A 21,433-nucleotide genomic window follows, 5' to 3' on the forward strand; every position below is an offset into this window, starting at 1 on the left:
AAGGTAATAATCTTTGTTAGGAGTCTTTTTTTACTTTATAATAATATATAATGACAAATTTAAGGAGAAATTTTCTATGGGTATTAGGTTTGTATATGGTAAATCTGGAGCTGGAAAGACTCATTTTTGTCTTCAAGCTATAAAAAAGAGAATAGATGAAAATAAAGAAGGAAAGTTTATACTAATAGTTCCTGAACAATTTACATTTAGAGCTGAAAATGCATTACTAAATCAAGTTGGAGAGAGAGCCTTACTTAAAACAGAAGTATTAAGCTTTAAAAGGATGGCTCAAAGAGTTTTTTCAGAATGTGGTGGATTAACTATTAGGAAGATGCAGGATTCAGGAAAAGCTATGATAATATATAAGGTTCTTCAAGAAATAGAAAAAGAACTTAAGATATTTAATAAAGCATCTAAGCAAAATGGATTTATAGATATTATAGATAAGACAATAACTGAATTTAAAAAGTATAATATTACCCCGGAAATATTAGAGGAAATATCAAAGGATTTAAGCGATGAAAATTTAGAGTTAAAATATAAGCTTATAGATTTAGAAAAGATATATTTACGTTTTAACGAAGTTTTACATGAAAATTATATTGATACAGATGATGAACTTACTATGTTGTCTACTAAGTTAGAGGATTGTAAGCTATATGATAAAACAGAAATTTGGATAGACGAATTCACTACATTTACTCCTCAGCAGTTAGACATAATAAAAACTATTTCTAAAAAAGCGAAGAGAGTAAATATAACCTTAGTAGGCGATGAATGGAATCCCAGAGAAGAGGTTGAATCTACAGATTTATTTAATGTAACTAAAAGTACAGAAAAGAGAATTCTTAAGATTATGGAGGAAAATAGAATTCCTTTTGATGGAGTTATAAATGTTAATGATGGAACCCCATACAAGTTAAGAGGTTCTAAGGAACTAGCCCATCTTGAAAAATACTTTTATTCGTATCCATTTAATGAGTTTAAAAACAAAATAGAAGGCTTAAGCATATATAAGGCTTCTAATAGTTATGAGGAGATTCAAACTATCGCTAAAAAGATTAAGGAATATGTTAGAGATAGAGGATATAGGTATAAAGATATATCCATAGTTTGTAGAAATATTGATGACTATGAAAAAATAACCTCAGTTGTATTTAATGAATACGAAATTCCTTATTATATTGATAAAAAAAGAGATATATTAAATAATCCCTTTGTGGTTTTAGTTACATCTCTGTTTGAAGTTTATAATAAGAATTGGAATTATGAGAGCTTATTTAAGTATCTAAAGACAGGGCTTACAGGGCTTGAAACTAAATATATAGATATAATAGAGAATTATGTCCTTGCTTATGGAGTAAATAAAAAACATTGGATATCAGAAGAGGAATGGGATTATTATCCATTAGGTTTCTCCAATGAGAATGAGCAAGATGAGAATATGAAAATACTTATAAATGAGATTAAAGATGAGGTAAAAAGGCCTCTTATAAGTTTTTATAATAAAACTAAGGGAGAAAAGAAAGTAAGAGAAATATGTGAAGCTATTTATGACTTTTTAACTGAGATAAATGCAGTAAACAGGGTATCAAGTTGGATAGACAAATTTAATGAAGAAGGTATTCAAGATAAAGAAAAAGAATATTCTCAAATTCTTTCTATAGTAATGGAAGTTTTAGATCAAGCTGTAGATGTAATGGGAAATGAGAAAATGGATATAAAGAAATTCTCGAAAGTATTAACTGGAGGTTTTGAGAAATATGAGTTAGGACTTATCCCACTATCTTTGGATGAGGTAACAGTAGGTGACATAACAAGGGTAAGAAGTAAAGAGGTAAGGATTTTATTTTTAATAGGAGTTAACGATGGGGTTATTCCAGCTACTACTAAAGATGAAGGAATATTGTCTGATAGAGATAGAGAATTATTAAAAAATAAAGGGGTAACATTAGCATCGGATTCAAAAGCAAAAGCATTTGAAGAGCAGCTATTAGTTTATACAGCTCTAACAATATCAAGTGAAATATTAATAATAACCTATCCTATGGCAGACTTTGAAGGAAAGTCTCTAAGACCTTCAATAATAATACCTAGAATAAAAAAATTATTTCCTAAGTTAATTGAGGATAGTGATATAAATAAAAAGGTTCAGGATTTTGATAAGATAGTTGCGCCTATTCCAACCTTTAATGAACTTATAGGAGCAGTAAGAAAAGACTATGATGAAGAGGTTGTAGAGGAATATTGGGGAGAGGTTTATAGCTGGTACAAGAAAGCGGATAAGTGGAAGCAAAAAGCTAAAAATCTTGAAAGAGCTTTAAATTACACAAATCAAGATGAAGATTTACCTAAAGATAAAGCTAGAAAGATATACTCCTCCCAAAATGGAAAACTTTTGTTTTCAGTTTCTAGGCTTGAAAAATATGCTCAGTGTCCATTTTCTTATTATGTTCAATATGGATTAAAAGCAAAAGATAGAAAGATATATGAGTTCTCAGCGCCAGATTTGGGTTCCTTTATGCATGAGATATTAGATGGTTTTACTACTTATGTAAGAGATAAGAAGCTAAACTGGAGTGAACTAGATAAGGATAAGTGCAGCAATATAATTTCTATGCTTGTAGATAAAAAACTAGATGAAAATCAAGGGTTTATATTAAATAGTTCAAAAAGATATAAGTATTTTACAGATAGATTTAAAAGAATATTATCTAAATCTGTATCAGCGGTATCTGAACATATGAAAAGAAGTACTTTTGAAATCTATAAAAATGAGTTTGAGTTCTCAAGTTTTAAGGATGCAGAGCCTATAAAAATCAAACTTGATGATGGGGAAGAAGTATCTCTAGTAGGAAGAGTTGATAGAGTTGATGTAGCTGATATAGATGGAGAAAGCTATATTAGGGTTATTGATTATAAGTCAGGTAGTAAGAAGTTTGACTTAACAAAGCTTTATCATGGTCTCCAAATTCAGCTTTTAGTATATTTAGATGCTTTAATAAAGAATTCTAAATACTTCTTAAATAAAAGCACTCTTCCAGGAGCTATATTATATTTTAGGATAGATGATCCACTTATAGCAGCTGAAAAGAGAATAACTGAAGAAGAGATACAAAAGAAGGTCCTATCCTCTTTTAAGATGGATGGATTGGTACTTAAAGATCCTAAGATAATAAAAGCTATGGATAATGATCCAGGACTTTATTCCGTAGTTATACCAGCAGGAATAAAAAAGGACGGAGATGTTTCTTCCACAAGCTCAGTTGCTACTGAAGAACAGTTTGAAACCTTAAGGAAGTATGTTAACTATAAGATAAAAGAAATATGTTCAGATATGCTAAAAGGTAACATAAAGATAAATCCTGCTAAAGAGAGCAATTTTGCTTACTGTGATTTTTGTGATTACTCATCAGTATGTCAGTTTGATACTAGCTTAAAGGATAATAAATATAAGCTAATTAAGTTAAAGAAAAAAGAAGAAGTATGGCAAGAAATGCAGGAAGATATAAAAAAGAATGAAGAAGGAGGGGAAAGGTAATGGCAACTAAATGGACAGAAGAACAGCTTCAGGCTATTAATACTAGAGACTGTAACCTTTTAGTAGCAGCAGCAGCTGGTTCAGGTAAAACAGCTGTTTTGGTTGAAAGAATAATAAAAATAATAACGGATAAAGAAAATCCTGTTGATATTGATAAACTATTAGTTGTTACTTTTACCTCAGCAGCGGCAGGAGAAATGAGAGAAAGAATAGCTGATGCCATATCTAAAGAGTTAGAGCACGAGCCTAACTCTAAAAACCTTCAAAGGCAACTAACCTTATTAAGTAAAGCTAATATAACTACCATGCACTCTTTTTGTTTAGATACTATAAAAAACAACTTTCATCATATAGATTTAGACCCAGCCTTTAGAATAAGTGATGATACTGAAGGAACTTTAATGAAGCTTGAAACTTTAACAGAACTTTTTGAAGAAAAGTATGATCAGGAGAATAAAGAGTTCATACTTCTCTTAGATGCTTATGGAAGTGGTAAAGATGATAAAAAACTACAAGAGTTAGTTTTAAATCTCTATGAGTTTTCAATGAGTGGTCCTTGGCCAGAAAACTGGCTTAAAGAGAAATCAGAAGATTTTAATATAGATAATGAAGAGGAGTTAGAAAATACTCCTTGGATAAAGGTATTAAAGGAATCAGTACTTCTTGAACTAAACAGTCTTATAAAAAATCTCTATATAGCGTTAGACCTAGCTGAAAACAGCGGAGGACTAGAGCCTTATGGGGAAAATCTCAATGATGATATTAATATTCTTAATAATATAAGAGTGAGCTTAGAGGAAGGTTACTTAAATGAAATATATCTAAAGGTAAGTGGAGTAAAATTTTCAACACTTAAAAGGGTTCTAGCTAAAAATGTTGAAGATCCAGATACCCAAGAAAGAGTAAAAAAGATAAGAGATGAAGTGAAAAAATCTATAGCTAAAATGGGAGATGGGGCCTTTAATGTAGCTCCAGAAGAAATCTTAGAAGGTTTAAAACTTCTACATCCTCTTATGAAGTCTCTTTCTAACTTAGTAATAGACTTTAAGAATAGATATGAAGCTAAAAAAAGAGAACGAGGAGTTTTAGATTTTAATGACCTAGAGCATTTATGTTTAAAGATTCTTATAGATGAGGACAATGGAGAAATAAAACCTTCTTCAGTCTCAAGTTCTTTAAGAGAGAAGTTTAATGAAGTGCTTGTAGATGAATATCAAGACTCTAACAATGTACAAGAAACCATAATAAACCTTGTTTCAAGAAAAGAATTAGAAAATCCTAATGTGTTTATGGTTGGAGATGTAAAACAGAGTATATATAGGTTTAGGCAAGCAAAACCAGAGCTTTTCTTAGAGAAATACAATAGCTATGGAACTGAAGATACAGATAAAAATAGAAAAATAATGCTCTATAAAAATTTTAGAAGTAGAGAAGAAGTTATAAATGGAGTTAACTTTATATTCACTCAGCTTATGTCAACTACTGTGGGAGAGCTTGAATATGATGAGAAAGAAGCCTTAAACTTAGGAGCTAGCTATTCATATCCTGAAGAAGAAGGGGTACAGGTAGCTGGAGATATTGAGCTTCACATAATAGATAAAAGTGGAGAAGAAGAAAAAGAAGAGTATGAAGTTACAGAAGAAATAGAGATAGATCCAGAGGAAGAAGAGGACTTAACCGCTGTTCAAATAGAGGCAAGAATAGTTGGAAACAGAATTAATAATCTTATGAATCCTAAGGACGGAAGTATATATAAGGTTTTAGATAAAGGTACTGGAGAATATAGAAAAATAAGATTTAAAGATATAGTAATTCTTTTAAGAGCAACTAAAAACTGGGCTGACACTTTCTTAGAAGAACTGGGAGCTATGGGTATACCAATCTATGCTGATACTGGAAGTGGATATTTTGAAACTATAGAAATAAGAACTATACTTTCTGTACTTAAAGTTATAGATAACCCACTTCAAGATGTTCCTATAATATCAACATTAAGAAGTCCTATATTTTCTTTTACAGCAGAAGAACTTGCGGATTTAAGAATTATAGGTGAAGAAGACTACTACTATGAAACCATAGAAAAAATAGCTTTAGGGGAAAAAGAAGTAAATCAAAGCCTAAAGGAAAAATGTATTTATTTTATAGAGAGCATAAAACGTTGGAGAGAAAAGGCTATATATATTCCTATAGATGAGTTTATATGGTACTTATACATGGACACATCTTATTATGGATATGTAGGAGCTATGAGCAATGGAATACAAAGGCAAGCTAACTTAAGAATATTATTCCAAAGAGCTAGACAATTTGAAAGAACTAGCTTTAAAGGATTATTTAATTTTATAAACTTCATTCATAGACTTAGAAGCTCCTCTGGTGATATGGGAAGTGCTAAAATTCTTGGTGAAAATGAAGATGTAGTAAGAATAATGAGCATTCATAAAAGTAAGGGTCTTGAATTTCCAGTAGTATTTTTAAGTGGCTGTGGAAAACAATTTAATCTTATGGATTTAAATAAAGAAGTTCTTTTTCATGAGGATTTAGGATTTGGCCCTCAGGTTATAGATGTAGAAAGAAGAGTATCCTATCCATCTATAGCTAAAAATGCTATAAAGAAAAAATTCTTAGTAGAAGCATTATCAGAGGAAATGAGAATACTTTATGTAGCCTTAACTAGAGCTAAGGAAAAGCTTATAATAACAGGAGCTACAACTAATTTTGATAGAAATGTAGATAAGTGGAGAAGAGCAACATCCTTAGGTGATAATAAAATATCTCCATCAGAGGTACTGAAGAAAAGAAGCTTTTTAGATTGGATAGCCTTAGCTTTATGTAGACATAAAGATGGTGGTATATTGAGAGGCGAAAATAACTTTGTGGAAAACTTAAGCCTTGATAATTCTCACTGGAATATAAACTTGTGGAGAAAATCTCAAATGCCTGTGGAAGAAAATTTTATTGCTGTGGATAAAAATGAAGAAAAAGAATTGTTTATAAATAAGGAATATAAGTCTATAAATAAAGAGATAGAAAGAAGACTAGGCTTTAAATATAAGTACAGAGAGTCGTCTTTACTTCCTTCAAATATATCAGTATCTGATTTAAAGAAAAGAGCTTATGAGGATTTGCAAGAAGAAGCTACTTATGATGTATTTAAAGTTGAAAAAGTAGTAAAACCAGTATTTTTACAAGAAGAGAGAGGATTATCACCAGCAGAAAGAGGAACCATAGTTCATTTCTTTATGCAGAAGTTAGAACTAGGAAAAAGTAATACTTATGGTGATATAAAAGAGCAAATAGAAGACTTAATAAACAGGGACTTACTAAGAGAAGATGAAAGTAAAGTAATAAACATAAAGAAAATACTAAACTTTATGAATAGTAATTTAGGGCAGCGAATGAAGAGCGCTTTTGAAGAAGGCAGAGAAGTAAATAGGGAATTAGCTTTCTATACAGAAATAAGTGCCTTAAATTTTGATAAAACTCTTCCTAAAGAATATGAAACTGAGAAGGTAAGACTTCAAGGAGTAATAGATGCCTACTTTGAAGAAGAAGATGGAATAGTTCTTCTAGACTATAAAACCGATTATGTAGGGGAAAAAGGTGCAGAGGAAATAATAGATAGGTATAGATTACAGCTAGACTACTATGAAGAAGCTTTAGAGAAAATAACAGGTAAAAAAGTTAAAGAAAGATATCTATATTTATTTAATATAGATAAAGAAGTTAAGATATAAAAAGGAAACCCTTAGGATTTTAAATATTCCTAAGGGTTTGTTTTATCATTTATATAATCTCTAGCTAAAGTTAATAAATCAGCTTCGGTGTTTAAGTTAGGCTCATCTATAACTTTATTCATAAGATAATCAATTATTTCTCCAACTATTTTTCCAGGTGTTATATTTAAGGATTTCATTAATATGTTTCCATTTATATTTAAAGAAGATTTATCTAAAGGTTCGTCTGCTTCTAAAATTTCTTTTGTTTTTTCTTTAGTAGACTCCAGAGCTTCCAATGCTATAAACGGAGGTGCGGAAGATAAGATATCTGCTTTTTGTAAATCATATAAATCAAATATAAGATCTTTTCCTACTCGATTAATTAACCTTTTAATAGCAGCGGATTTGGGTTTAAAAAGTATACTCATATGTTCTCTAACAAGGGTAGAAACTTTATCTATAGTATCATTATCAAAGGATAGGCTTTTTAGTATATTTTTAGATAAATCTTTTCCTACCTTTTGATGTTCGTAAAAATGGCCTATACCATCTTCTCCAATAAAAAAACATTGAGGTTTAGCTATATCATGAAAAAGGGCCGCTAATCTTAAGGTTAAATTATTAGGAACTTTTTCTACAACAGAAAGAGTGTGCTCAAATATATCTTTATCATGATAAGGCGTTTTTTGATCAAAACCAACAGCCTTTTGAAGCTCAGGAAGTATATATTTAAGTATTCCTGTAGAGTTTAAAAGTCTAAATCCCTTAGCAGGATTAGGTGAAGTTAGGATTTTACAAAGTTCATCTCGTATTCTTTCAGAACTTATATTTAAAATAAGAGAACTATTTTTTTCTATAGCTTTTAGTGTTTTTAATTCTATATTAAAGTTAAGCTGACAGGAAAAACGTATAGCTCTAAGCATTCTTAAAGCATCTTCATTAAAGCGCTTATCAGCATTACCTACAGCTTTAATAAGTTTTGAGGATAAGTCCTCTGTGCCATTAAAAAAGTCCTGTAGACCATCTTTATTGTTATAAGCTAAAGCATTTATCGTGAAGTCTCTTCTAGATAGATCATCTTTAAGTGAAGAAACAAACTGAACATCTTCAGGTCTTCGATTATCTTTATAATCACCATCAATTCTATAGGTTGTAACTTCGTATGGAGTATCATTAATTAAAACAGTCACTGTTCCATGTTTTAAACCAGTAGGTATTGTTTTTGAAAATAATGACATGACCTGCTCAGGTAGAGCGTTAGTTGTTATATCATAGTCCTTAGGTTTTGTATCTAAAAGAATATCTCTAACACATCCTCCAACTAAAAAAGCTTCATAATTATTTTTAGTTAATGTATCTATAACGTATTGAACATCTTTAGGATAAAAAATAACCATATAAATCACCTCAATTAATTTTACTACAAAAACATTAAATAAAAAAAGGAGCTATTGCACTAATTTCTTAGTGCAATAGCTCTAGATAGTATTTCTACTAAATTCAAATAAGTCCAAGTGGGAGGCATTCTGATTAAGATAGAGATCTAATAGCATCTTTGCTCCAAAGGTTGAATATAAAATTCCATTAGAACCGTAGCCTAAGCAAAAATAGTGATTTGGAAAGTCTTGATTTTCTCCTATTATAGGAAGACTATCATTTGTATCATCAAATACACCATTAAATTGGAATTCAATCTTAAAATCTTTAGGAGAACAGAGCAAATCTCTTAATCTCTTTTCTAGTATTAGATATTTTTTAGAATTTAATTCATCATTATATTCTAAATTATCTATGTCCTCTCCGCCTATTAATATCCTACCATCTACAGTTGGTCTAAGGTATGTATAAGGATCACTCATATCTCTAACTATAGAATTTTTATACCAAACTTCTTCATTTTCATTTAAAAATTTTGTTGTACTAATAGTAAAACTTCTAGTTAATTTTTGATTAGGTATATGATAATCTTCTATAGCCTCGTAACCAGTAGCAATAATAACTTTTTTTGCATTTATTTTGGCTTTAGGGGTATTTATTAAAACACCTGTATAAAGAGATTTTATATTATCTACAGGAGTATGTTCAAAGACTCTAGCCCCATTATCAAAAGCATTTCTTATTAAAGCATTTATTAATTTGTAAGGATCAACTATTCCAGAACCTTCGTGAGAAAGTATTCCTGAATAAATTGGGAAAGGGAAATAATCTCTGGAATTATTGAAGTCTATATACTGAACATCAAATCCAGCAGATTTTCTAAGATTATATTCATTTCTTAATGCCTGTGAATGTGCAGGTTTATTAGTATAAAGTAAAGATGGAACAGCTTTAAAGTCACAATCAATATTTAATTCATTTATTATATCTTTTAAATCATTAAAAGCTTGAAGGGTTTCGGAAAAAGCCTCAAAAGCTTTTTCTTTTCCGAGCTTACTACTTAAACCTGAAATATTTGAATCAATTTCATATTGAAGAATAGAGGTAGAGCAAGAACTACTGCTGTAACCAAGAATATTTGATTCAAGTAGAACAGTTTTTATACCTGCCTTAGCAAAGTAATAACAACATAAAGCTCCAGATATTCCTCCACCAACAATAACAACATCACAATCAATATTTTCATTTAAACTTGGATAATGATAACTTATTGGATTTACACTGGTCCAAATTGGATTATCACCTATGGTTTTCATATAATCAACTCCTATCATTAAAACTTATCTATATATTTGTTACCATAAGATAGAGGGTTTATGCTAAAGTATCTAAGTAAGTTATATAAAAAAATGTAGAAGTCTATTTAATTGATTTTAAACAGGTATTAGTTAAGCATTTACCTAAGATAATTTATATTATGAATGTACAATTGTACAAAAAAATAAGTGTACAGTTGTACAAATGTACAGAAATTTCTAAAGATATTAGAAAAAGATATTTTAAAAGGAAAATATAAAAATAAACTAAAAAAGCGGCTCAATATATTGAGCCACCTTCTTAGTTTATTATTACCTTAGTTCCCTTTTTAGCATTTTCATATAGCCATTTAGCATTAGCGACATCAAGCCTTATACAGCCATGGGAGGATGGTTTGCCTAAAGTTGTATCTAATATAGTTTTTTTATCTTCAGCAAATGGTAGTGAGTGGAATAAATAATCGCCTTTAAACTGCACCCAATACTTACCACCTTGCTCATATTTTTCTGAGAAAAACCATTCACCCTTTTCTAAAACTTCAAATATACCAGAAGGAGTATCTTTTCCAGATATACCTGTAGAGGAAGAAAAGGTTTTGTCTAACTTCCAAGAATTTTTAGATCCCTTATAAACATAAGTTTTTTGAGTATTTTTATTAACATATATAAGCATTGATGTTGAACTACTTAGATTTAAGGTATTGATATTACTTGAACTTATTACAGGTAAAGATGCTGATGCAGCGACAGTAGAAGAATTTTTACCCGTTGAAGCAAGATAACTCTTTTTATCGCTTTCATAAGATGCTAGTAGATCCTCTATTTCTTTATCCTGAGATATGTATTCACCTAAGTTGTTATTGATTAAGTCAATGGCCTTAGTATAATATTTATCTTCAGCTAATTTTTTACTTTCATCTATTATTGATACTTTATAATTATTAAAAGCTTCTTTTTTATATTCTAATGCTGATTTATAGCTGGAATCAAAAAGAGATACTTTAGAGAAACTATCAATAGCTTCCTTGTATTTCTCATTATTTAAGCTAGCGATTCCATTTTTTAAATTATCTTCGGACTCTTTAATAGTTGGTAAAGAGGTTTTAAATGATTGTATATCTTCATTAAAAAAACCGTAACTTTCTACCTCTTTAACTAAAAATAAAGCTTCATTTTCACCGAGTTCCTTATTGTCATAGGATGATACTACATCATCAAAAAACTGCCTTAAAAATTTCTGTAAATCTCTATTTATTAACAGAGTTTTAACTGGATTATATTTTTGCTGATTAATGATTATATTATTAGCAGAACTATATTGACCATTATTAAATTGAGATCTAAAGGCACTAATTAAGTAGTTATATGAAATAACTGAAGCTACTATAAGGGAGGTAGCCAAGGTAACTAAGGTTAGATATATAAATATAAAACCTTTATTATCCTTTATTAAAGTCTTAAGTGATGATTTTTTACGCATAAGCAGAACCTCCTAGTAAAGAATTCTTTAAAAAGTATTACCAAAAATTCTATTAATAATCATTTTATAGGAAATATAGTTATTAATTTTAATATTGGGAAAAATGGTAATAATATAAAAAAAGAATTAAGATTAGGTGAAAACATGAAAAAAATAAATTTTGTTAAAGCGTTTTTTATAAGTATTTTTAAGCCAGGAGAATATTATAATTTAATAAAGGAAAGTCTTGTAAGAGCTTTTGTATACATGATATCTATAACTGTTATCACTGGACTTATTAGCTTTACGACACCAGCTAGAGACTATTTAGACTTTATTAATCTTATAGAAGATGAGGTGGGAAATGGTTTTCCTGAGTTTACCTTATACAATGGGATTTTAGATGTAAAAGAAAAGGAGCCAATAATAATAATAAAGGCTAAAAAACCTACTATAATCATAGATACTTCAGGAGAAACAACAGAAAGTAAACTGGATGAATATGACAAATGTATTTTAATTTTGAAAGATAAGCTTTTTTATAAAAAAAGTAATATAAATATAGATCAAGCAACCTATGATTTTTTTAAGTGGATTAATTTAGATAAAGAAAAAACACAAGAACTTTTACCTAAGTTAAAAATGGGAGCTTATTTAATTGAATTTGTAACCCCAGTTTTGATGATAGTTTTAAATTTATTTTCTGCATTTATAATATCTTTAGCTGGGGTAATTATTAATGCTTTATTAAGATGGCCTCTAAAATATAGAAATATTTATAAAATGAGTTTATACTCTATTACAACAGGTATAATTTTAGGAGCTATTTTGAGATTTTTAAATATATCTTTATTATTTACAAATTATATTTATTTGATCATTGGAATTATATATGTTTTTATAGCATTTAAAGGAGTGGTAATTAATATAGAAGATTGATTTAAAGTATAGTATAATAGAAATGATATGGAAATTTAAGGGGGAAACTTTTTATGAAGAAAATGAATGTAGCAGAGAAGTTTATAAAAAGTATTATAGATATAAAAAGTTATTTGGTCTTTTTGAAAGAAAGAACAAGTAAGGCTATAATATATATTTTGTTATTGTCTATAATACTTGGTGGCATTAAAGGATTTAATGTATCTAGAAATATTCAAAAGGCAATAAATGAAACTAAAAACTACCTAACTGAAAATGAAGACACTTTTAAATTAGAAAATGGAGAATTAACCGTTGGGGAAAATCCCATACTTATAAAAGAAGAAGGTGTATTGGTATTAGTTGACACTAGCTATACATATGATTCTTATGGACAGAAAAATCTATCTGATCTTAATCTAGAAAAATATATAAATTCAGTTTTGATTTTTAAAGATAGAGTTATAATCAACAATAATGGGCAACAAACGGTTCAGAATTTTTCAGATATAACAACTAATATATATCCTAGAGATATAATCAATATATTAAATGCTGCTAGTATAGTGTGGATTTTTGTATTGCTTATTTATACAATAGGTGGTTTTATAGGAAACCTACTATGGGCATTAATTATAGCATTAGTTGGAACTGTAGTTAGTTATATTGTTAAGGTGAAAATTAAATTTAAAGGTTTATATAGAATATCATTATATTCTATTACATTGCCAGTAATAATAGATACTATATTTGTATCTGCAAATGTAAGAGTACCTATGTTTAGCCTTATATTTTTAGCTGTTTCTATGGTTTATATATACCTAGCGCTAAAGCTTATAAAGAAAGAAGTTACAGAAGAGGAATTGTTTATAATAGGTTAATAAAGGAGTATAAATTATGAAAAAGGTTCAAGATAGATTTTTAGAATATGTAAAAATCAATACAACAGCTGATGAAAGTACAGGCACAACTCCAAGTTTTGAAGGTGAGTTTGACTTAGCTAAAATTTTAGTTGAGGAATTAAAAACTTTAGGTCTTAAAAATGTAGAAATGTGTGAACATGGTTATGTGTATGCTACTTTAGAAAGCAATATAGATAAAAAAGTACCAGTTATAGGATTTATTGCACACATGGACACATCGCCAGATATGACAGGTAAAAATGTAAATCCTCAAATAGTTGATTATAAAGGTGGAGATATAATATTAAACAAAGAAAAAAATGTAGTATTATCTCCAAAAAACTTCCCAGAGCTAAAACTTTATGAGGGAAAAACTTTAATAACTACAGATGGAACTACTCTTTTAGGTGCTGATGATAAGGCTGGAATAGCAGAAATCATAACAGCAATAGAATATTTGATAGAACATCCAGAAATTAAGCATGGAGAAATAAGAATAGCATTTACTCCAGATGAAGAAATAGGAGAAGGAACTAAATTCTTTAATGTAGAGAAATTTGGAGCTAAATATGCCTACACTATGGATGGTGGAAGAATAGGTGAACTTGAATATGAAAACTTTAATGCTGCAAGTGCTAAGGTAGTCGTTAAAGGAAGAAATGTTCATCCAGGATATGCATTTAATAAGATGATTAATTCTATGACTGTAGCTATGGAATATGCAGATCTTCTACCGAAACATCAAGTTCCAGAAAAAACAGAAGGTTACGATGGATTTTATCATTTAGTAGGAATAGAAGGTGGAGTAGAGGAAACTACTTTAACTTATATAATAAGAGACTTTTCTCTTGAGATATATAAATCAAGATTAAAGGTGTTAGAAGAAAAGCAGCATGCTATAAATAGTAAATACGGAATGGATCTAGTAAATATAGAGATAACAGAAAGTTATAGGAATATGAAGGAAAAAATAGAGCCTGTTATGTTTGTAGTAGATCATGCTAAAAAGGCTATGGAAAAAGCTAGAGTTAAAGCTGATATAAGACCTATAAGAGGTGGTACAGATGGCGCTAGACTATCATTTATGGGAATACCAACACCTAATATATTTGCTGGGGGAGAGAACTTCCATGGTAAATATGAATATGTTCCTATAGAGTCTATGGAAAAGGCTGTAGAAGTAATAATAAATTTAGTTCAGATATATTGTGAGTAAAATTTTAAGAGTGTTGACTAAAATCAGCACTCTTAATTTTTTAATATATTAAAAAGGGGAGAATTTTATGGAAAGAGGCAGTGGAATAATAATGCACATTACATCTCTTCCTAATAAACATGGTATAGGAAGTTTTGGGGAAGAGTCTTTTAAGTTTGTTGATTTTCTTAAAAATGCTGGTCAAAAATATTGGCAGGTACTGCCTTTAGGACCCACGGGATATGGAGATTCACCATATCAATGTTTTTCTGCTTTTGCAGGGAATCCATATTTTATAGGGTTAGATCTTTTAGTTAAGGATGGGTTACTTAAGCTAGAGGATATAGAAAATATAGATTTAGGAAAAGAAAAAGAGAGAGTAGATTATTATAAAATATTTAGAAATAAGATGGAGATTTTAAAAAAAGCTTATAAAAACAATAAAGAAAGTTTAGATGAATTTAAAGTAGAAAATAAAAAATGGATAGAAGACTATGGTTTATTTATGGCTTTAAAGAATAAATTTGATTTAAAGGCTTGGTATACTTGGGATAAGAATATTAGGTTTAGAGAAAAAGAAGCTATGGATAAATATAAAAAAGAGTTAGAGGATGAAATAGGCTACTGGACATTTTTACAATATGTATTTCATAAGCAATGGAGCTCCTTAAAAGAGTACGCTAATAGTAATGGTATTAAAATAATTGGAGATATACCTATTTATGTGGCTGGAGATAGCTGTGATGTTTGGGCAAATCATAAGATGTTTTTATTAGATGAGGAGCGTGTTCCTTTAAGGGTGGCAGGATGTCCTCCGGATTATTTCTCTGAAACAGGGCAGTTATGGGGAAATCCATTATATGATTGGGAGTATTTAGATAAAAATAATTATATCTGGTGGATTAATAGGATAAAGACGAGTTTAAAATTATACGATTTAGTTAGAATAGATCATTTTAGAGGGTTTGAAGCTTTTTGGTCAATACCTTATGGAGATGAAACTGCTATTAATGGGAAGTGGGTAAAGGGACCAGGAGTAAAATTGTTTAATAAAATTAAAGAAGAACTAGGAGAGGTTAATATAATTGCTGAAGATTTAGGACTATTAACTCAAGAAGTAATAGATTTTCTTAAGGAAACTGGATTCCCAGGTATGAAAGTATTACAATTTGCCTTTAGTAGAGATTATGAAAGTCAATATGTTCCTCATAATCACATTAAAAACTGTGTTGTTTATACAGGAACACACGATAATGATACTTTTTTAGGATGGTTTCAGGATGAAAGAAACAAAGGTGATGTAGAATATGCTAAAGAGTATTTAAAATTAAGTAAGGAAGAGGGATACAACTGGGGATTTATAAGAGGGGCATGGAGCTCAGTTGCTGCTTTAGCCATAGCGCCTATGCAGGATTTTTTAGGACTAGATAATAATTATAGAATGAATAAGCCCTCAATTGCCGAAAATAATTGGACGTGGAGAGCTAGAGAAGAACAGCTTAATGAAGATTTAGAAATTAAGATTAAGAAGTTAACTGAACTATATAAAAGATGATGAAGTTTAGAATTCTAATCGTAAGATTGGAATTCTTTTTTAATTTTGTTAGAATAAAAATAAGAAAGTCTAATGGAGGTATATTATGAAATTTATTCATACAGCTGATTGGCATATAGGTAAAATAGTAAATGAGTTTAGCATGCTAGAAGATCAAGAGTTTATATTAAATGAACTTATAAAATTAATAGTTGAGGAGAAACCAGATGCCTTAATAATAGCAGGAGATTTATATGATAGATCAGTGCCACCAGCTGATGGAGTAGAACTTTTAGATAAATTTTTAAGTAAAATAGTAGTAGAACTAAAAGTTCCTGTCTTAGCCGTATCAGGAAATCATGATAGTCCAGAGCGATTATCTTTTGGAAGTTCACTTTTAAAAAATAGTGGTCTTCATATAGAAGGATTATTAGGAAAAGAGATAACTAAGGTTCCTCTAAAAGATGTGTATGGAATTGTTAATTTTTATTTAGTACCATATACAGATCCTGCTTATGTTAGAGAACTTTATGAAGATAGCGCTATAAAAACTCATGAAGATGGGGCTAAAAAGATAATTGAAAATATTGAAACTCAATTAGATATAAATCAAAGGAATATACTTATAACTCATGGATATATAACAAATATGAAAGATAAAGAGCAAGAAATAACTGAAGATGGTGAAGAGGAAAGGGCTGGACTTGTTACATCATCTTCCGAGAGACCTCTATCTATAGGGGGAACAGATTTAATATCAGCAGAAGTTTTTAATAAATTTAATTATGTAGCGTTAGGTCATCTTCATAGACCACAAAAAGTTGGATCAGATAAGATTAGATATTCTGGATCACTATTAAAGTATTCTATCTCAGAGGCGAGACAAAAGAAAAGCGTAACTATAGTAAACATAGATTCAAAAGGAGAAGTTGATATTGAAATAAAGGAGCTTAAAGCTCTTAGAGACTTAAGAACCATTAAAGGGCCAATTGATGAAATAATATCTCCAAAAGTTTATAAAGGCACAAATACCGATGACTATGTATTTGCTATATTAACAGACGAAGGAGAACTATTAGACCCAATATCTAAGCTAAGAGCTGTATATCCTAATATAATGGGCTTAAGCAGAGAAGCTTTTATAAATACAGAAAGTAATAGAACTTCAGCAGAAGAGGGATATAAAAGCAAAAGCAAAGAAGAATTATTTAATGAATTTTATAAAACTCTTACAGGAAAAGAGTTAGATGATGAAAGAGTAGAAGTTCTTAAAAAGGTAATAGAAGAAGTTCAAAGAGAGGTAATATAGATGAGACCAATTAAACTCGTTATGAGTGCGTTTGGACCTTATGCAAAAGAAGAGGTATTAGATTTTACTAATCTTAGAGAAAAAAACATATTTCTAATAACTGGCCCAACGGGAGCAGGAAAAACAACTATATTTGATGCCTTAAGTGTTGCCTTATATGGAGAAGCTTCTGGAAGTAGCAGAGATAAGGATAGCTTAAGGAGTGATTTTGCAGAAGATGGAATAGATACTTATGTGGAGTTATCATTTTCTCTTAGAGGTAAAAACTATACTATAAAAAGGCATCCTCAGCAGTTTAAAAAGAAATCAAGAGGAGAAGGGTATATTCAAAAAAGTGCTGAAGCAGAGTTAATGCTTCCAGAAGGTAAAATAGTTACTGGGGTAAAATCGGTAGACGAAAAGATAGCTGAAATATTGGGTATAACAAGTCAACAATTTAAACAAATAGTAATGCTTCCTCAGGGAGAGTTTAGAAGACTATTAGAGGCAGAGAGTTTAGAGCGAGAGAAAATATTTAGAAAGATATTTGGGACAGAAGCCTTTTTAATGGTTCAAAAGAACTTAGAAGAAAAAGAAAGAGAGTTAAATAAAGGAATATCTAAAATTATTGAAGAAAGAGATGTTTACATAAGAAGTATAGACCCTGGTGAGGAAGAGTATCTTTTTGCACTAAAGGAAGCTAAGGATAAAAACCTACAAGAGATATTAGATTTAACTAAAGATTTAGTAGCTAGAGATGAAGAGGCGATGTGGAAGTTTAAAGAGGATATAGAGAATATTAAGCTTACTACAGAAGAACATCAAACCAAACTCACAAGAGCTTTAGATATAAATAAAAAGTTAAAATATAAAATAGAACTTAAAGAGCACTTAGAAAGAGAATTGTTAAAAGATAGTGAGATTAAATATAAGGTGAAAGAACTTGATTTAGGAAGAAAAGCCTTAGAATTAATGCCTATTGAAGAGCAGTTAATACAAAAAAATCAAACCAAGATTAATAGAGAAAAAGAATTAATAGAGAGTAGAAATGCATTCGAGATAAATTCTAGAAAATTAGAAGAAGCAAAGAAGGTTTTAGAGCAAGAAAATAAAAATGAGGATTTAAGAAAAAAAATAACAGAAATAATAGGAAATCTTAAAAGCTTTGAGCCAAAGGTCATTAATTATGAGAAGAAGAAATCTAATTTAAGAGAAATAATAAGCAGAAGTAAAGATATAGAAGCAAAAAGAAGTAATGTTAAAATAGAAATAATAAATCTAAAAGCTGAACTTGAAAAAATAGATAGTACTATTAATGATATTCAGAGGAAAGAACTATTAAAAGTAAAAAAAGAACAAGAACTAGATTTTATATCGAAGGATATAAAACTATTGCTTGAGCTTCATAATAAGTGCAGTAAGTATTATAACAAAAAATTAGAATATAAAAAAGCTTTAATAGAATTAGATGTATTAAGAAAAAATCATGAGGAATGTAATAAAGTTTACATGGAAGCTTATGATTTGTTTATAAAAGGGCAGGCAGGTATCTTAGCGGAAGCTTTAGAAGCGAATAAACCTTGCCCTGTATGTGGGTCGATGGAACATCCTAAAAAAGCATTAAAGCTTAAAGAAACACCTACAGCAGAGCAGGTGGATGATAAGAAACTTATACTTAATAAGTCAGAGCAAGAACTTACAGCCAAGGGAAATGATATAGCAGCTATAAAAGCATCTTTAGAGGAGTTAAAAACCTCTTATATGGATAGCTATGAAAATACATCACATATAATAAAAGAAAATTTAGAAGATCTTAAAATTGAAGAGAAGTTAAATGTAATAAAATCCAAAGGTATAGAAATAAGGAATTTACAAAAGGGTTTAGAGAAGGAAATAGAAGAACTTAATACCATTATAATTATAAAAGATAGAGTTCAGAAGCAAAGGGAAGAGATAATTACTAAGTCTAATGAAAAAGAAAAACAAAGAGAAAGTTTAGAAAAAGATTTTACTGAAATATATGGTGTTGTTAAATCTGAAAAAGAACTTTTATTAAATATTGAACTAGAGATACCTGAAGATAAGAGAGAACTTAATTTGCTAAAGGCTGAGATAGAAAAGTATACACTTTCTCTTGAAACCTTAGAAAAAGCCTATAAAGATGCAATAAACAATTTTAGTAACTTAAGTTCTATAAAAGCATCAAGTGAGGAAAATTTAAAAGGTAAAGAGAATAATTTAAAAGAAATAATTAAGGAATTAGAGGAAAGTAAAGATAAGTTTAATGATTCTTTAAAGAAACATGGCTTTATGGATTACAATGAATACATTAATTTAAAGAGAACTAAGGTTCAAATAGATATTTTAGATAAAGAAATAAAAAAATATAATGAAAACTTGAAATCCTTAAAAGACAGATTGTTAGAAATAGAAAAAGAAACACAGGGCTTGAATGAAATAGATATAGAAATCATAAATGAAAAAATAAAGTTATTGAAAAATAAAGAAGAAGCCATAAATGAAGAAAATAGCAGAATATTCTCAAGGGTGGATAATAATAAAAAACAGTTAAATAAAATTGTAAAATTAACGGCTAGTATAGCTAAAGGAGAAAAAGAATACAGTATAATAGGTGACTTATCAAGATTAGCTAAAGGTGATAACAGTGAGAAAATTAGCTTTGAAAGATATGTTCTGGCAGCTTATTTTAATGAAATAATAAATGCTGCAAATATAAGACTTATGAAAATGACTAGTAGAAGGTTTATGCTCAAAAGAAAAGAAAACAGAGTAAAGGGAAGTAAACAGTCAGGTTTAGAATTAGAGGTATTTGATAATTATACAGGTAAAGCGAGACATGTAAAAACTTTATCTGGTGGAGAAAGTTTTAAAGCTTCCTTAGCTTTAGCATTAGGATTAGCAGATGTTGTCCAAAGCTATACTGGTGGAATAAAAGTTGATACCATGTTTATAGATGAAGGATTTGGAAGCCTAGACCAAGAATCTTTAGATAATGCAATAAACTGCTTAATTGACCTTCAGCAAGGGGGAAGGCTAGTAGGCATAATATCTCACGTGTCTGAGTTAAAAGAAAGAATAGATGCAAGGTTAGAAGTAACTCCTGCAAAAGAAGGAAGTCATATAAGATTTAATCTATGATTTATTAAAAAAGGGGCTTTAACTAGCCCCTTAAAATTTTATGGATTTCTATCATTACCTAAGAAAAATACAGTCATAGCATCTGCACCAGTATGGCTGCCTATTGCACATCCTATATAATTTATGATAACTTCTTTTACTTTAATAGCTTCTTTTAAAGATGTAGCAAGTCCTTCAGCATCCTCTAAACAATCTGCATGAGTAATAATGATTGTTTGGTTTTCTGAATTAACTATCTTTCTCTCCAGACTATCTAGAAGATATTTTATTGCCTTTTTTCTTCCTTTTGCTTTAGCGATGTTTATTAGTTTTCCTTCTTCATTTACATGAAGAACAGGTTTTATGTTAAGCAATCCGCCAACTATAGCAGAAGTAGAAGAAATTCTACCACCTCTTCTTAAATGATTTAAGTCTTCAACAAAAAAGTAACTATTGAGCTTTAAATAATTTTCTTCAAGCCATGTAACTAATTCTTCTTTTGTAGCTCCTTCTTGCCTTTTTTTAGCTGCAAGGTAAACTAAAAGACCGTGACCACCAGAGGCAGCTTTACTATCAAAAACTGTTATATCAGCATCAGGATATTTTTCTAATACTTCATTTCTAGCTACTAAAGAACTACTATAGGTGCCACTTAGAGCGGATGAAAATGAAATATAAACTATTGCCTTATTAGCCTCTACATGTTTTTCAAACTCTTGAACAAACCTATAAGAGTTTACTTGACCGGTAGTAGGTTGTTCTCCCTCTCTAATACCTTTATAGAAGTCTTTATAGGAAAGAGATTGACCACAATCTTCGATATATTCTGAACCTTTAAATAAGCATACTAGACCAATATAATTTACGTCTAAATCTTTAACTAAATCTTTAGGTAAATCACAACCCGAATCAGTTAAGATAACATAATCCTTCATAAAATTTATCTCCTTAAGAAATTATTATTATATTGATTTTAATATAATGGGTGGAAATATTCAATTAATAACTATAATAAAATAAGTTATTAATTTTATTTGTTAAAAATT

The 21,433-nt window shown here is 29.5% G+C and carries 12 protein-coding genes; 8 read left to right on the plus strand and 4 right to left on the minus strand.

From position 1 onward, the window contains the following. Positions 1 to 76: 76 nt before the first annotated feature. Together addB and addA are read left to right on the plus strand one after the other, a co-directional pair. Positions 77 to 3,541 carry a helicase-exonuclease AddAB subunit AddB gene (gene addB / locus P8F83_RS18805; protein ID WP_326512242.1) on the plus strand — a complete coding sequence of 1,155 codons (3,465 nt, stop codon included), beginning with the start codon at positions 77 to 79 and terminating at the stop codon, positions 3,539 to 3,541. Beyond that, complete coding sequence (gene addA / locus P8F83_RS18810) at positions 3,541 to 7,278, plus strand: helicase-exonuclease AddAB subunit AddA (protein ID WP_326512243.1); 3,738 nt, start codon at positions 3,541 to 3,543, stop codon at positions 7,276 to 7,278. Before addB ends, addA begins: the two co-directional genes overlap by 1 nt. A 29-nt stretch (positions 7,279 to 7,307) precedes the next feature. Here the strand turns inward: addA and P8F83_RS18815 are convergent, their stop codons facing one another. The 3 genes from P8F83_RS18815 to P8F83_RS18825 form a co-directional block, all read right to left on the minus strand. Beyond that, entirely contained in the window at positions 7,308 to 8,657 is a 1,350-nt protein-coding gene (locus P8F83_RS18815) for a CCA tRNA nucleotidyltransferase (RefSeq protein ID WP_326512244.1), read from the minus strand. Positions 8,658 to 8,738: 81 nt separating this feature from the next. Then, the gene (locus tag P8F83_RS18820; protein ID WP_326512245.1) at positions 8,739 to 9,953 is read right to left on the minus strand and encodes an NAD(P)/FAD-dependent oxidoreductase; all 1,215 of its coding nucleotides are present in this window, start codon (positions 9,951 to 9,953) and stop codon (positions 8,739 to 8,741) included. A 301-nt stretch (positions 9,954 to 10,254) separates the two neighbouring features. Next, positions 10,255 to 11,433, minus strand: a complete 1,179-nt coding sequence (locus P8F83_RS18825) for a L,D-transpeptidase (protein ID WP_326512246.1) — start codon at positions 11,431 to 11,433, stop codon at positions 10,255 to 10,257. Positions 11,434 to 11,577: 144 nt separating this feature from the next. On the opposite strand from P8F83_RS18825, the gene P8F83_RS18830 reads away from it, so the two are divergent. The 6 genes from P8F83_RS18830 to P8F83_RS18855 all read left to right on the plus strand — a co-directional run bounded on the left by P8F83_RS18830 (position 11,578) and on the right by P8F83_RS18855 (position 20,408). Continuing rightward, positions 11,578 to 12,351: a DUF1189 domain-containing protein gene (locus P8F83_RS18830; protein ID WP_326512247.1), complete on the plus strand. Its 774-nt coding sequence runs from the start codon at positions 11,578 to 11,580 to the stop codon at positions 12,349 to 12,351. A gap of 53 nt (positions 12,352 to 12,404) precedes the next feature. Further along, positions 12,405 to 13,211, plus strand: coding sequence for a DUF1189 domain-containing protein (locus tag P8F83_RS18835; protein ID WP_326512248.1), 807 nt, complete (start codon positions 12,405 to 12,407; stop codon positions 13,209 to 13,211). Positions 13,212 to 13,227: 16 nt separating this feature from the next. Further along, positions 13,228 to 14,448 (plus strand): peptidase T, encoded by a 1,221-nt coding sequence (gene pepT / locus P8F83_RS18840; RefSeq protein WP_326512249.1) that lies wholly within the window; start codon positions 13,228 to 13,230, stop codon positions 14,446 to 14,448. A gap of 67 nt (positions 14,449 to 14,515) precedes the next feature. Continuing rightward, the gene (gene malQ, locus P8F83_RS18845; RefSeq protein ID WP_326512250.1) at positions 14,516 to 15,982 is read left to right on the plus strand and encodes a 4-alpha-glucanotransferase; all 1,467 of its coding nucleotides are present in this window, start codon (positions 14,516 to 14,518) and stop codon (positions 15,980 to 15,982) included. Between the two features lie 85 nt (positions 15,983 to 16,067). Then, positions 16,068 to 17,270: an exonuclease SbcCD subunit D gene (locus tag P8F83_RS18850; RefSeq protein WP_326512251.1), complete on the plus strand. Its 1,203-nt coding sequence runs from the start codon at positions 16,068 to 16,070 to the stop codon at positions 17,268 to 17,270. Continuing rightward, positions 17,271 to 20,408 (plus strand): AAA family ATPase, encoded by a 3,138-nt coding sequence (locus P8F83_RS18855; protein ID WP_326512252.1) that lies wholly within the window; start codon positions 17,271 to 17,273, stop codon positions 20,406 to 20,408. A gap of 38 nt (positions 20,409 to 20,446) precedes the next feature. On the opposite strand, the gene P8F83_RS18860 is transcribed toward P8F83_RS18855, so the two are convergent. Then, the gene (locus P8F83_RS18860) at positions 20,447 to 21,322 is read right to left on the minus strand and encodes a DegV family protein (protein ID WP_326512253.1); all 876 of its coding nucleotides are present in this window, start codon (positions 21,320 to 21,322) and stop codon (positions 20,447 to 20,449) included. Positions 21,323 to 21,433 lie beyond the last annotated feature (111 nt).

It is taken from the genome of Clostridium intestinale (genome assembly GCF_035905475.1).
Taxonomy (GTDB): domain Bacteria; phylum Bacillota; class Clostridia; order Clostridiales; family Clostridiaceae; genus Clostridium_T; species Clostridium_T intestinale.

Bases quoted from the DNA above. Each gene is read 5' to 3' on its own strand.
- addB (WP_326512242.1), top strand. From the start codon at position 77: ATGGGTATTAGGTTTGTATATGGTAAATCTGGAGCTGGAAAGACTCAT.
- addA (WP_326512243.1), top strand. From the start codon at position 3,541: ATGGCAACTAAATGGACAGAAGAACAGCTTCAGGCTATTAATACTAGA.
- P8F83_RS18815 (WP_326512244.1), bottom strand. From the start codon at position 8,657: ATGGTTATTTTTTATCCTAAAGATGTTCAATACGTTATAGATACATTA.
- P8F83_RS18820 (WP_326512245.1), bottom strand. From the start codon at position 9,953: ATGAAAACCATAGGTGATAATCCAATTTGGACCAGTGTAAATCCAATA.
- P8F83_RS18825 (WP_326512246.1), bottom strand. From the start codon at position 11,433: ATGCGTAAAAAATCATCACTTAAGACTTTAATAAAGGATAATAAAGGT.
- P8F83_RS18830 (WP_326512247.1), top strand. From the start codon at position 11,578: ATGAAAAAAATAAATTTTGTTAAAGCGTTTTTTATAAGTATTTTTAAG.
- P8F83_RS18835 (WP_326512248.1), top strand. From the start codon at position 12,405: ATGAAGAAAATGAATGTAGCAGAGAAGTTTATAAAAAGTATTATAGAT.
- pepT (WP_326512249.1), top strand. From the start codon at position 13,228: ATGAAAAAGGTTCAAGATAGATTTTTAGAATATGTAAAAATCAATACA.
- malQ (WP_326512250.1), top strand. From the start codon at position 14,516: ATGGAAAGAGGCAGTGGAATAATAATGCACATTACATCTCTTCCTAAT.
- P8F83_RS18850 (WP_326512251.1), top strand. From the start codon at position 16,068: ATGAAATTTATTCATACAGCTGATTGGCATATAGGTAAAATAGTAAAT.
- P8F83_RS18855 (WP_326512252.1), top strand. From the start codon at position 17,271: ATGAGACCAATTAAACTCGTTATGAGTGCGTTTGGACCTTATGCAAAA.
- P8F83_RS18860 (WP_326512253.1), bottom strand. From the start codon at position 21,322: ATGAAGGATTATGTTATCTTAACTGATTCGGGTTGTGATTTACCTAAA.